This is a genomic window from Brevibacillus parabrevis (assembly GCF_003710905.1).
Classification (GTDB): domain Bacteria; phylum Bacillota; class Bacilli; order Brevibacillales; family Brevibacillaceae; genus Brevibacillus; species Brevibacillus parabrevis.
On record NZ_RHHV01000017.1, the window covers coordinates 77,178 to 90,341 of the forward strand.

The 13,164-nt window shown below is 46.5% G+C and carries 14 protein-coding genes and 1 other RNA gene; 2 read left to right on the top strand and 13 right to left on the bottom strand.

The window, feature by feature from the left end; genetic code table 11:
* Window positions 1-26: 26 nt before the first annotated feature.
* Window positions 27-291, bottom strand: an RNA gene (gene ffs, locus EDM60_RS23080) — signal recognition particle sRNA large type.
* A 45-nt stretch (window positions 292-336) separates the two neighbouring features.
* A complete protein-coding gene (locus EDM60_RS23085) occupies window positions 337-2,115 on the bottom strand; it encodes an HD domain-containing phosphohydrolase (protein WP_122966047.1) in 1,779 nt (592 codons plus the stop codon).
* Between the two features lie 226 nt (window positions 2,116-2,341).
* Between EDM60_RS23085 and EDM60_RS23090 the strand changes: the two genes are divergently transcribed.
* On the top strand, window positions 2,342-3,232 hold the full coding sequence (locus EDM60_RS23090; RefSeq protein WP_122966048.1) for an EamA family transporter: 891 nt from the start codon (window positions 2,342-2,344) through the stop codon (window positions 3,230-3,232).
* Between the two features lie 54 nt (window positions 3,233-3,286).
* Here EDM60_RS23090 and EDM60_RS23095 read toward each other — a convergent pair whose 3' ends face one another.
* Both EDM60_RS23095 and EDM60_RS23100 read right to left on the bottom strand, forming a co-directional pair.
* On the bottom strand, window positions 3,287-3,943 hold the full coding sequence (locus EDM60_RS23095) for a DedA family protein (protein WP_122966049.1): 657 nt from the start codon (window positions 3,941-3,943) through the stop codon (window positions 3,287-3,289).
* 25 nt (window positions 3,944-3,968) lie between these two features.
* Complete coding sequence (locus EDM60_RS23100; RefSeq protein WP_122966050.1) at window positions 3,969-4,556, bottom strand: class I SAM-dependent methyltransferase; 588 nt, start codon at window positions 4,554-4,556, stop codon at window positions 3,969-3,971.
* A 241-nt stretch (window positions 4,557-4,797) separates the two neighbouring features.
* On the opposite strand from EDM60_RS23100, the gene EDM60_RS23105 reads away from it, so the two are divergent.
* The gene (locus EDM60_RS23105) at window positions 4,798-5,106 is read left to right on the top strand and encodes a DUF4870 domain-containing protein (RefSeq protein WP_122966051.1); all 309 of its coding nucleotides are present in this window, start codon (window positions 4,798-4,800) and stop codon (window positions 5,104-5,106) included.
* 91 nt (window positions 5,107-5,197) lie between these two features.
* On the opposite strand, the gene EDM60_RS23110 is transcribed toward EDM60_RS23105, so the two are convergent.
* The 9 genes from EDM60_RS23110 to EDM60_RS23155 form a co-directional block, all read right to left on the bottom strand.
* Window positions 5,198-5,833, bottom strand: coding sequence for an NAD(P)-dependent oxidoreductase (locus EDM60_RS23110; RefSeq protein WP_122966052.1), 636 nt, complete (start codon window positions 5,831-5,833; stop codon window positions 5,198-5,200).
* Window positions 5,834-6,063: 230 nt separating this feature from the next.
* Window positions 6,064-6,453: a rhodanese-like domain-containing protein gene (locus EDM60_RS23115; protein ID WP_063230290.1), complete on the bottom strand. Its 390-nt coding sequence runs from the start codon at window positions 6,451-6,453 to the stop codon at window positions 6,064-6,066.
* A 21-nt stretch (window positions 6,454-6,474) separates the two neighbouring features.
* Window positions 6,475-6,741: a metal-sensitive transcriptional regulator gene (locus EDM60_RS23120; RefSeq protein ID WP_063230289.1), complete on the bottom strand. Its 267-nt coding sequence runs from the start codon at window positions 6,739-6,741 to the stop codon at window positions 6,475-6,477.
* Window positions 6,742-6,836: 95 nt separating this feature from the next.
* Complete coding sequence (locus EDM60_RS23125) at window positions 6,837-7,319, bottom strand: DsrE/DsrF/DrsH-like family protein (protein WP_122966053.1); 483 nt, start codon at window positions 7,317-7,319, stop codon at window positions 6,837-6,839.
* A gap of 92 nt (window positions 7,320-7,411) precedes the next feature.
* Window positions 7,412-8,200, bottom strand: a complete 789-nt coding sequence (locus EDM60_RS23130; RefSeq protein ID WP_122966054.1) for a sulfite exporter TauE/SafE family protein — start codon at window positions 8,198-8,200, stop codon at window positions 7,412-7,414.
* Window positions 8,201-8,524: 324 nt separating this feature from the next.
* Window positions 8,525-8,749: a sulfurtransferase TusA family protein gene (locus EDM60_RS23135; RefSeq protein ID WP_122966055.1), complete on the bottom strand. Its 225-nt coding sequence runs from the start codon at window positions 8,747-8,749 to the stop codon at window positions 8,525-8,527.
* 22 nt (window positions 8,750-8,771) lie between these two features.
* Window positions 8,772-9,923 carry an MBL fold metallo-hydrolase gene (locus EDM60_RS23140; RefSeq protein WP_122966056.1) on the bottom strand — a complete coding sequence of 384 codons (1,152 nt, stop codon included), beginning with the start codon at window positions 9,921-9,923 and terminating at the stop codon, window positions 8,772-8,774.
* A 14-nt stretch (window positions 9,924-9,937) separates the two neighbouring features.
* Window positions 9,938-10,522 (bottom strand): sulfurtransferase TusA family protein, encoded by a 585-nt coding sequence (locus EDM60_RS23145; protein WP_122966057.1) that lies wholly within the window; start codon window positions 10,520-10,522, stop codon window positions 9,938-9,940.
* Between the two features lie 1,004 nt (window positions 10,523-11,526).
* Window positions 11,527-13,161 (bottom strand): prenyltransferase/squalene oxidase repeat-containing protein, encoded by a 1,635-nt coding sequence (locus EDM60_RS23155; protein ID WP_122966059.1) that lies wholly within the window; start codon window positions 13,159-13,161, stop codon window positions 11,527-11,529.
* Between the last annotated feature and the right edge of the window lie 3 nt (window positions 13,162-13,164).

The following is a 13,164-nucleotide window of genomic DNA, read 5'->3' on the forward strand; positions in this document are numbered from 1 at the left end:
CATGCTATTGATCGTTCAAATAGATACCGTGCACCTATCTTCGATAATTCTCATCCAAGCGTTACTCATGGTAGCAGCTCAGAGCAGGCTACCCTGCGGCACACGCGATGATCCACTTATGGCTGCTTCCTTCCGGACCTGACCAGGTTCATGGGTTCGCGTTGCACAGGACCCGCTCCTCAACACCGCCGCCATAAGGCAGCCTCACATAAGAAAACCTAGGATAGGAATTCAACCCTGCTATTGCGGATTGCAGGTTACAGGGCACCGCAACCTCCCCGTCTAGCACGGTACGATAAGAATACCAAAGATAATGGCTGATAGCAAGCTGCAAACCTATCCAATACTGGTAGCTGTCTTTTCTTTGACAAGAATGACACAACTGTCCTTTGATTGTGTCACTTGAATCGCTCCACTCAAATACGCTTCTTGAAAAATAGCAACGATTGCCGGGTCAAACTGCGTACCTTTGCAGCGTATGATTTCCTCGTACGCCTCTTTGCCAGACATGGCATTTCGGTAAGAGCGCGTAGAGGTCATGGCATCAAACGTATCTGCAACGGCCAGTATCCGTCCGATCAACGGGATCTCTTCACCCTGGAGCTGGTGCGGATAGCCCTTCCCGTCCCACCGCTCATGATGATGCCGTACGCCCGGACTGACATGGGACAGACTTTCAATCTGCTCCACGATGTCTGCCCCGATCGAAGGGTGCCTTTTCATAAACTCGTATTCGTCGAAAGTCAGCTTTCCATTTTTCAGCAACACATGATCAGGAATCGCCACTTTGCCAATGTCGTGCATCAGGCCCGCATAGCGCAAGTCATCGCGGGTAAATTCCAGTTGTTCTTTTTCCGTCATGTGATCATACATGATTAGGGCGTAATGGGTCACTCGCTCCGTGTGGCCGGCTGTGTACGGGTCCTTCATTTCGACCGCCAAATAAAAGCTGCGCACAATCTGATCCAGTCCCTTTTGGGAATATTCCCGCTCCCTTTCGATCAAAGACTGCATCTGTGCTGCCATCATGTTGAACTTTTTCTCCAGGAACGTGATTTCCTGCATGCCCTCAATCGGTACGCGTATGGAAAAATCCCCTTTTACCAAAGCGTCAGTGGCATCAACCAACGTGTAGATCGGCTTGGCAATCCACCGGGAAATGCGGTGAGCCACATAGCCGGAGAAGATGACGACGAGACAAATCGTGCACCATAAAATAAACTTCATCCGGTCCAGCCGATTGGCGATATCCTGGCCCGGCAACCATTCCAGATAGGTGATCCCGCTCGCCGCAGAAGTCTGATGGTACGCATAGACACTCTCGCTGTTGATTGTGGCGGCAAACACCGTTTCCTCCTCGAAACCGAGTAAGTGCTTGTTCAGAATCTCCTGGTCAGGAGTAGCGGATACGTTCATCCCGATCCGATCCGCATCCGGGTGAATCAGGATTTTTCCGGAAGGCATGACCACCATCAGATTGTTGTACTTGGGGAGCGAGCTTTTGTTCAACCAGTTAGCCAGTGCGTCCAGCTTTAGCTCCACCAGCAAAAGTCCTGACGATTGCTTGGTTTCATCCTCAACTCGCTGCGAAAAATATAACGCTTTCGGATTGCCTTTTTCATCGGAACGGTTAAGCAGCCAGATTTGGCCCTCGCCTTTTCCCCACGGCTCTTTTTGCAGCGATATCGGCCGTTCCTTTTCGTCCCAACCTGCTTCTTTCCGCAACGATATCACTTGCGAATCATCGCGCAAAAAATGAACGTTGCCGATCAGGTCGCGGAAGTAAGTAAAATGATCAAAAGCATCGCGTATCTTGCTTTGATGAGCTGTCCACTCGCTTTTGGCGAGAGGGTCCAACCGATTCTCCAGAGACTTGGGCATTGTCATTCGCAAGACCGGGTCGTTTGCCAACTGATTCGTATCGTGTTGGATCGTTTGAAACAAAGTATTCAGCCGCCTGTCAACGGAATCAAGATGCCCCCCAATGCTCGTCTCATACTGCTCTAGAACGGCCTTTTGCGCCTCCTGATAAAACAGGAAGCAGATGAGCAGGATGGGGAACAGACTCAGCAATAAAAAGGTCGCAAACAATCGGTCTTTCAACTTCAACAACACAAGCCTCCCCCCTTTTCCTCTGGTTGATCGCGCTCGTCAAAGCTATACCTTCTGCTGTTGGGTATGCTTATTTCGTGTCCTTTTCCCTATTACCGCGCTAGGACCAATGGTAAACCTTATTTTGGGGTTTTTGCCGCTTTTCTTTACACTGGACAAATGGACAAAGTCGTCCTGCACATATTATCCTAGCTAAGGGTCATTTACTTATATGTAAGGAGATACATGAATGAAATATATCCTTCTCGTATTTTTAGGAGCGTGCAGCTACGGGATTTTGTCGACGATTGTCAAGCTTGCCTACGGGCAGGGGTACTCGCCAGCAGAGGTCATCGGCGGACAAATGTTCTTCGGGCTTGTGCTCACCTGGATACCTGCTCTCTTTTTCTTGCGGACAAAACCGGGGAAAAAACAACTGCTGCTTTTAGTCAGCGTCGGTCTGGCTATCGGTTCGACGGGGATTTTGTACTACAATGCCCTCCGGTTCATTCCGGCGTCCATCGCCATCGTCTTGTTGTTCCAGTTCACCTGGATGGGGGTCTTGGCCGAGGCGATCATGACGAAACAGATGCCCGACAAACCTACGCTGCTCTCGCTCGTGCTGCTCCTGTTCGGCACATTGCTTGCCGGCGGAATTTTTGAAACAGACGGAATCGCCCAGTTTCATATCGCGGGTGTCGTGCTTGGCCTGCTGTCTGCCGTCTCTTACACCATGTTTTTGCTGTTTAGCGGCAAGGCGGCGATCGGCGTCAATCCTTGGGTGCGCAGCGCGAGCATGTCTACCGGCTCCTTTTTGCTGGCTGGACTGGTTTACACGCCCGTGTTCCTCTGGAACGGCGCACTCTTGGACGGATTGTTCCCTTACGTCTTCCTGCTCGCTTTCTTCGGGATCTTCATTCCGACTGTTTTCTTCAACTTCGGCGTTCCGCATACAGGGCCGGGAATGGCCGCGATTTTGGGAGCTGCCGAGTTGCCGATGGCTGTATTCTCGTCGTTCATCATTCTCGGTGAAACCGTGTCGGCGCTGCAAGTGACAGGTGTGGTCGTCATCCTGCTGGGCATGATCCTCCCGGAATGGTTGCGCCAACGTCACAAGCGCCTGAAGTCTTCGCTCAGCTAAGCATGCCAAAAAACCCATCCTTTGCAGCCTTTTTCTGCAAGTGGATGGGTTTTCTCATTCGTTCCCTTCGCGTTCGACCGTCAGCGAGCGCGCGCTTGAAGCCTCGCTCTTTTGCCTTTTCCAAAGCGTATATCCGTAATAGCTGATGGCAGCCAGTATGACCAGTCCCACTGCGGTGACGACCATCGTCTGGTTGAACATCCCGACAAATGCATTGAGATTCTCCACATTGTTGCCCATCAAATTCCCGGCAAAAAACAGAACCAGTGTCCAGACAAGCCCGGTCGTGTAGGAAAACAGCGCGTAGCGGCGAAACGTCATCTTGCCAATGCCGACCAAATACGGAACCACATGTCGGACGACCGGCAAAAAGTAGCTGATGCACAAGGCGTAGCTGCCATAACGGTCGAGCAGCGCCTGCGCCCGGTCCACGTACTTGTTCATTCCTTTTTTCTTGCCAATCCAGTTCAATGCCGGAGCACCGAGCCATCTCCCCAGCACATATCCTAGCGACAGCCCGGAAACAACCCCCAGATAAGTCGCGACAAAAGCCGGAAAAACATGCAAAATCCCGAGCGAGGTCAATACTCCCGCAGACAGGACAATCACTTCGTCAGGAATCGGCATACCGACAATTCCTAGCCAGAGCATGAAAAAAAGAGCAAAATACCCAAACTGACCAACTGATTCAGTCAGCATATCCACGATCATCACGTTATCCTCCTATACGGGCAGGCTACCCGCGCTCTTTGCGGCATACATACACAAATGCCGGCGGAAGGTTGAGAGGCACCAGCTTTACTGTCACGTTTTCAAAGACGGTGGACAGCTGCTTCTTCATTTGGAGAGAGTATTGAAAGGCGACAAATACCCCGCCCGGCTTCAGCGCAGCGTAAACCTCTGCCATGATTTGATCGCGCAGCTCCTGCGGGAAGTTGGCAAAAGGCAACCCCGACACGATACAGTCCGCTTTGCCCAAGCCGGCATCGGCGAGTACACGCGTCAAATCGACGGCATCCTCATGGAAAAGGGCGTTAGGGAAAAGCGTCTCCAGCCTTTGGCGCATCTTGCTCTCTTTTTCAAAGGAAACCAGTGTGGCCTCCGGTCGCTTCATCTGCTCAATCCAGGTCGTAAAAATACCTGTGCCCGCGCCCAGCTCCACAATCGTATTGGCCTGACTCCAATCAATCGGATTCATCATTTGCTTTGCCAACGCTCGGGAGCTAGGTGTGATGCTGCCTACTTGCCCAGGTGACTGTAAAAAGTTGTAGAAGAACATCAACCGATCCTTGATGCTAACCGGATGATGACAATCGATCATCATGTTTCAAACGCTCCCTTCGTTGTATGCTTATCATTCATCATATCCAAAAAACATTTAGAATTATCTTTCCAAAAACGAAAGATTTTCTTAATACTATAACAGTAAACGATTGGAAATCAAAACACCTCCGTCTATAGTCGGAGCAAGAGATCACGCTTTTGATGGTTACGAACAGCTCTGCTTGTGCGTTACAATAGCTTCAACAACATCATTCGTCATACACGACGAGGAGGACTATTCTATGGATTATAGAGGTGTAAAAGCAATTACCCACGCCAGTGCATTCTTCGCACCGTTTTTAGTGCCAATCGTAGTCTGGCTGCTGATGCAAGATCGTGAGGCGAAAAATATGGCTCTCCAAGCCTTGCTGTTCCATCTGTTTATGAGTATTCTCATCAGCATCTCCTGGTTTTTCGTTTTCGTGCTGATCGGAATCCCGTTCCTGATCGTATTTGGCCTGATGGCGCTTTACTACCCGATCAAAGGGATCATCTACTCCTTGCAAGGACGACCGTTCCATTACCCAATTATCGGCTCTATTGTCAGATAAGGACAGCGAGACAGCCGTTTCGCACACAAAAAAAGACCAGCGCGCCCGATCCGGGATGGCTGGTCTTTTCTGCATGCCTGACTCTATTTTGTTAGTTGGACCCAACGGTGAATCGTTGGTTGAGGTGTTGCGGATTTTCGATTTCATCAAGAACGGCAATGGCGTAGTCCGCGTAGCTGACATAGCTTTGTCCGCTTGCATTGACGAGCAAATGATCTTTGCCAAGCTGATAAGTGCCTGTTCTGGCTCCTTCTGGATCAAAGAAAGCGGATGGACTGATAAAGGTCCATTGAATCCCCGTCGTTTCTTGCAAAATGCGCAAGTTTTCTCCCTGGTTTTGCGCTGTTGCCAGGTAGATTCCCGGAAAATCAGGAGTTTCCATGACACGAGTCGTCTTCGCTTCGTCTACGAACAAGCTCCCTGCTCCCCCTACCACAAGCAGACGAGTCGAAGGTGCTCCCTTCATCGCTTCGATCAATACGTTGCCAGCCTCGACGTGCAGGTGTTCTTTTCCGGCAGGAGCGCCAAATGCATTGACTACTGCATCAAAGTCTTTCAAATCGGCTGCTGTCAGAGCGAACACGTCTTTTTCCAGAACAGCTGCTTTCGGTTCGTCGATTTTGGATGCGTCACGAACAACCGCTGTCACCTGATGGCCGCGATCCAACGCTTCCTTCATGATCCATTTTCCTGCTTTGCCGCTTGCGCCTACGATTGCGATTTTCATTGTTCTATTCCCTCCATGTATTTAGATTGAGTCACCAAAACTCGGGTTATGAATGATAGGCCGCCATTTTAGTTGTAACTAAACAAGTTACATCAGTTGCAAAAAATAATGGCCTGGGCTTGCTTATCTTGTTGTAATCATTTTAGTTACAACCAAATCATCTGTCAAGCATGTATTTTTTGTGCAAATGAAAAAGCACCCGCTTTCGCAGATGCTCGTTTCTTTTTTCGTTACTTTTGTTTGGTCGGTCCTTGCCAGGTGACCAGTCCACCCTGAAGGTGCGCCATTTGCGTAAAGCCGTGTTTTTTCAGGATTTTCGCCGCTTGCTTGCTGCGCATCCCGCTGCGGCAGTACAACAAAATATCGTTTTTCGGGGAAACTTCCTTCACCCGGCTGTTCAACTGGGACAGAGGGATGTTGACGGCTGTAGGAATGTGACCCTTCTTGAACTCGTGTGGCTCGCGCACGTCAATCAGCATCACCCTGCTTTTTTGATTCACCCGCTCCTTGAATTGCTCGGCTCGCAGGTTTTCCAGCCCTTTTACAGGCATGAAGCGGGAAATCAAATACCAAGTTGTCAATGCATACACAATAATAAGCAAAATCGTCGTGAAGTCCATTTGAACATCCTTCCTAGTGAATTAGCGACTTTTCACCAACAGCTCTACCGCTTCTTTTACCATCTTGCTTGTGTCGCCTCCGAGTGCCTGCTCCTCCAACAGACAGCGCTGCAAATTCTCCGCTACGATCTGCGCGATTGCCTTGTCAGACGCGTTGCGGACAGCAGACAGCTGGGCGACTACTTCTTTGCAGCTTTTTTGCTCGTCCATCATTCTCAACACGCCACGGATTTGTCCTTCAATTTTTCGCAAACGTCTTTTAATATCGTCACCGTAGTTGTAATCCATGTGAAGTCCTCCCGTTTTTAGGATCGCGGATACGTATACAGGTATATTATGCAAAAGACAGGCTTTGTCAAGCAAGCCTGTCTGCTTTTCACCTCTTAAATAAAGAGGTTCACCTTCGCCTGTGTCGCATCGCCCAAGTAGGCTGCCACGCCCGCGTACTCCATTCCGTCCAGCAATTCTTCCTGCTGCAAGCCCAGCAAATCCATCGTCATCGTGCAAGCAACCAGCTTGACTCCTTGCTCCTGCGCCAGCTCGATCAGTTGGGGCAGCGTCAGGGCATTGTGCTTTTTCATGACATGCTTGATCATTTCCGGGCCCATCCCCAGCATATTCATTTTGGACAGCCCCAGCTTCTGCGCCCCTCTCGGCATCATCCAGCCAAACATTTTCTCCAGCCAGCCTTTTTTGACTTTGACGATCTCGTCCTTGCGCATCGTGTTCAAGCCCCAAAAGGTAAAAAAGATCGTGACGTCGTGATCGTAGGCAGCAGCCCCGTTCGCTATGATAAAAGCCGCGATCGCTTTATCCAAATCGCCGCTGAAAAGAACAATCGTCGTTTTCTCTTTCTGGTTTTCCATCGTTAAGCCCTCCCGTTAAATACTGTTACTCCTATAGGTATAAAAATGAGCGAAAAGAAGCCGCTCTCGACTCTCCATGCTTCTTTTCTCACTTACAAAATATCGCTCCACACTTTGATCGCCGTAGCGCAGATCAGCACGATCAGACCGTACCGCAAATATTTGACATCGATCTTGGCGCTGACCACACTGCCCAAAGGCGCACCCAGGACACTGCCAATGACCGTAAACAGGACCGGAACCAACGGAATATGTCCCGCGTACAATTTGCCTGCGACACCACCGATGGCGGAAATGAATACGATAGCGAGTGACGAGGCAATCGTGACGCGCGTAGGAATTTTGAGGATCGTCAGCATGATCGGAATCAGGATGAAGGCGCCTCCCGCTCCGACAATTCCGGAGACAACGCCTACCACAAAAGCGATCGGGATGGCGACGAACCGATTGTAGACGATCTCTGCTGCCTGTTCCTGAGTCCCTTTGTTCTTTTTCAGCATCAAAATGACCGCTACGACAGCCAATATACCGTAAACGAGGTTGATGCTGTCACCAGACATGTATTTGGAAGCCAGGCCACCCAACAAACTTCCTGCCAGGATGCCGATTCCCATATCTCTGACCAGTCCTTTATGCACCAGGGGCGACCCTTTGCCATTTCGCTTGCGAAAAGCGATTACCCCTGACAGCGAGGCAAAAAAGACCTGGAACATCGAGATCGACGACACCTCCTGAGCGGAGAAATGAGCCAATCCAAGGCCCGCCGGAACAAACAGCAGCAATGGATAATTGATAATCGCTCCGCCAATCCCCAGCATCCCGGAGAAAAAGGAACCGACAAATCCTAGAGAAATCATGAGTAAATACAGCAAGACGTCCATATGCCCTCCCCGCATTCTCCGCCCAAATCGCACAAGAATGCCGTAGCCACTTTTCAAATGCGCATTTTTCAGGTACAATAAAAACCAAGTAAATAACTATGATTAAGGTGATTTAAATGGTTCGTTATTTAAAAGCCATTTTTCAACATCGCTGCCCTGTCTGCAAAGAACCTCTGCGTTCTGTGCGAAGCCACTTGCTTTGTGAAAAGATTTGCCCGAACGGCCATTTTCGCGAAGAAACCTACCCCGACCTCGGCGTTCGCATTGTATATGAAAATAAGGACTAAGCGAACACTTCTGCATCGTGCCCGCTTAGTCTTTTTCTTACAGCTTTTTCACCAGGAACTTGTATACGCCGTTCTCCAACTCATGAGACACCAGTTCGTTTTTCGACTGCTTCACCCATGCCGTAAAATCATGGAGCGACCCTTTATCGGTAGAGAGCACTTCCATGGTCTGTCCTGGCTGCAACGTATCCAGCGCTTTCTTCGCTTTGACAATCGGCATCGGGCAAGCAAGACCTTTTGTATCCACAACAACATCTGCCATGTCGTTTTCCCCCTTGTTGATTTTATTTATCGTGAACCGCGCAACGGTTCGGTCCCGTTTCCATCTCGCGCTGTTCTTCTTCATCAGGCTTCAATCTGCCCATGTTTACTTGACGAATTTCCTGATAGGCGTTTGGCTGCGGCGGCAGCTCCTCGGTAACCGTGCGTCTGAAGTCGCCTTCATCGGCGATGTTCAACCCCGGATTGTTGCGGTACAGATCGCCCAAACGTGCTGAGACAACGCCGTTTGTTCCCAGCTCCACATAGCTGCCAAAATGCGCGGGCAGTACCAGGAGATCTTTTGACAGCTCCTGATAACGATTATACAGGGTGTCACGCAGGTCTCCCACCCAATCTTGCGCTTTGCCAGCCAAATCCGGCCGCCCGATCGATGCCACAAACAAAATGTCGCCTGTCAAAAAGTAGGTGTCATCTACAATCAACGACGTACTCCCAATCGTATGTCCCGGGGAATAGATCGGCAAAATGGAGATGCTCGTGCTGCCGACTTGAATGCTTTTTCCTTCCTCCAGCTTTTTGTAGGCAAAAACGACTTCTTCCGCGTCCTTTTCCGGCAGCCAGTAAGTAGCTCCTGTGCTTTCGGCGAGCTTTCTGCCACCGGAAATATGGTCGGCATGCAAATGAGTGTCGATCGTATGTTTGATGGACAAGCCACGCTCTTTGGCAAAAGCTTCGTACACGTCTGTCATGCGTACCGAGTCAACGACAGCAGCTTCCTGACCGGAGACGATCATGTAGGACAAGCAGCCTTTGCCTATCCGGACGAATTGATAAATTTCCCCGCCGTCGCGCAAATCCCCCACTTTGACAGGCGCGAGATGCTCGCTCCACTGCTTCATCCCGCCTTCGAGGTAGTACACGTCATGAAGTCCGGCATCCGCCAGTTGCTCCGCTACAAAAATCGAGGAGCCTTCCTTGGCGCAAACGACCAGTATTTTTTGGCTGGCAGGAAGCTTCCCGACGACAGCCTCGACTCCATCGATCAGCTCGAAGTACGGCACATTGATGGAGTCTACCCGATGGCCTTCGATGCGCCAGTCTTGGTAATCCTCCTGGTTGCGCACATCAAGAATAAACAGCTCCTCCTGGGCAAACAGCAATTCAGTCAAATCATGCGCCGACATTTTTTGTACCTTTCCTTGTTGGTTGCTCATTGCTTATCTCCTCCTCACTGTTTTTCTACCGAGCCAACCCAGCGGGCCATACCCGGCACGACGTTTTTTACTCGTGAAAAGCCTTTGTCGGCAAGCAGCCGGCAAGCGAGATCGCTGCGATTGCCGGAACGGCAGATGACAAAAATGTCCCGATCGGTCGGCAACTCAGCCAATCGCTGCTCCAATACCCCCATAGGTATCGATTTGGCCACAGAAATACGCTCGAAGGCATATTCGGCAGGCTCCCGCACATCGATAAGCGTAAACGGCTCGCCGGATTGTAGCTTCGCTTGAAGTTCTTCGTTCGTGATCGTATGCGGATATTTCGTCTCGGCCTTCGTCTCCTGCTGGCTTGCTTTTCTAAGGAAATGCTTCAAGACTTCTCCCTCCTGAACGGTGCCCAAATACTGATGCCCTGTGCTGTTTGCCCAGCCTTTCATGTCAGCCAGCGAGCCTTTGTCAGTCGCTTGCACCTCCAGAACCTGGCCGGGAGCGAGTTGCTCCATCGCCTTTTTGGTGCGAACGACAGGCATCGGGCAAGCCAAGCCTTTGCAGTCCAACATTTTATCAACGGAAAAGCTCGGTTGTGTCGCAGACATGTTGTGTTCCCTCCTAAAGATTTGGGATGATTAAAAGTGGTATAATTGCCAGTTTTGTTTTATACGCATACCCCTATATGTATTATGTTATGCATCGAAAGTTTCCTTGTCAACAAGATTTTCAACTTCTTGATAGCAGCAATTAATCTTGTTGCAAACATCCCTTCTCTAAAAACATTACAGGTCTATCTCCATGATAAACAGGCGTTATTTGAACGAATTTGTTTTTGTAACGGTAGGCTACTTCAAAGTTTAAGACCATACGTAGCACTATTTTGCCTGCGTACCACAGCTGCATCTCTTCGTATATCGTTTTCATTTTTCTGATAAGCTGGGGCCCACCTTATTTCCAGATCACAAAGAACCCTACAATGCGATTGTTTACAGGATAATAAAACTTTTAAAATAGTTTATTTCCTCAACGAAAACATCAGTTATTAGAAACATATGATGTTGCGGTAAAGCCCTTGGAGACCAAACCTAGATCAGCCATGAAGCACCGCTTAAATATCTAGGGAGAACTATTATCTTACCATATCTCGTTCCCTAATCGCTCATAGCATATGTTTTACTTCCGGGCTTTTCAGTCTCAGAACCGAGAACGTTTGCTGGAGGGATTCAGACACATCTTTTCATTTGATAACTTATCACCGGAAATAAAAAGTTATATTTTTAATTTCCATATTTACATAAAGCCCAAAAAAATCCCCCACTATTAATTTAAGTGAGGGGCGCTCTTCTTATTTAAGTAATAATACCAATTTTTTTATTAATTATTAAGAGAATCTAACTATTATTACGAGATTTTAACAAAAGTAGAATTTCCTTTAATTGTTCATTTATTTCTCGACTAACTTGCTCCTTCTTCTTCATATAAGTCAGGATCTTTAGGGCAACGTATACTACAAAAAGGAAATAAAATAACGGAAAAAACGGATAAATAAAACTCAGGTAATCTGATCCAAAGTCCAACATACAATAACTTCCCTTCTTTATTAAACTATTCAGTGATTATCTAAAAGAGTAACTAATTTCTTACATTCTAAAGCATAGAAAGTTGCTAGCATCGTCGGCTCTCCACCCTCAAAAAATGCATATCCACCGCCAGGAATTTTCAAATTATCAACATAATTAGTAATACCTTGTATATCTATAGGCGACATATCTAATTCCTTCATCAGTAACAATGTATCATAAGTGTCAATCAAATCTGATTCATCACCTTTTATTGCATACCCTCCATCCGGTTTTTGATTGGATTTTAGCCATAACTTAAACACATCGAAATCAAATTTAATAGATAAATCTTTACAATTGATTGATTTAGTAACTAGATATACATTTCTTAGACTCATATCCAACCAAAACCTATCATTTAGTTGATTTATTATTCTTCTTTTTTCCTCAATATTCGTTCTTGAAAAAGCTAATTTGTAATACTCATCGTTCATAATTATTTTGTCATTATTCGTTTTGATAGTGTTAAATAACTCTTCGTTAGTCTCGGACAAATAAAACATATCCTGATCAGACATATCAGTTTTAAACCTTTGTAAAAAGGTACTTGTCTCATTAAGTGAATTATACCCAAAATGCATTAATACGGCGTTAGCCATTATGGTTGTAGTTATATTAGATTTTTTTATTGGAGTCCTTACGACAAATACACCTGTACTTTTCTGATATTTCTTCAAATTTATGGTTAGTTGATGCAAATTCACTGCATCGTGATAAAAATTTAATATATCTACAGTTGCTTGAAGATCAGACACTTGATTATCAATAAAATTAAATCCATCATCCTTGAGTTTTATAGAATCCAAGTAATGAATAAAATCTGCAGAAATTACTGGTTGTTTTCCAAGCGATTGTAGTATGTTCACTTTAGCGACAACATTATAAAGATCAAGGGGATCATTGGGTGTAGGAAAACCAGCTGATTCAATTTCACTTGCAAGTTTTTTAATACTACCCAGACTTTCAAGCTTATTGAAACCTGCTTTTTGTAAAATATTTATAGCACTATTATAAATTGAGTACTTGTAATTACTGTTTATTCCTTCTATTTCATTGTTTTCAAGGCAGTTAAGTATACTTTTCTCTAGATCTTGATTTTCAAATTTTACATTCAAGTTGTCATATATATCTGTGACTAATTCTGATGTCGTTATTTTATCGAGTAATTTATTCATGGAAGGAAAATAGTAATATCCATTTTCTCCTTTTAATTCAGAAATCTTGTTAACTATACGGTTTTTCACTTGTTGATCTAAGGATAGACTTAACATTTTTGAAATATCCGTAACATATTTTAAAGTTATTAAATCGTTTTCATCCCTAAGTTGGATTTTCTCCGATTTTAAAAAAGAATGCACATAGCCTGCAAGTTCTTTATTTCTGGGAATTGGTTGGTTAGCTTTCTTAAATATTTCTACTGCATATCGCGTTTCATATATGGAATAGGGTCTTTCACTATTCAAAATAGTATAGCCACCGTCATCATTTTTTGCTTCCATAATCATATTTATCGTATTCTTATCCCATTCTGACGCTATCTGTTCCTGTTCATTTTTTATACTACAAGCCATCAAAATAAACACTAATGAGCATAGTAATAGCTTAAAAATTTGTTTATTCATGTT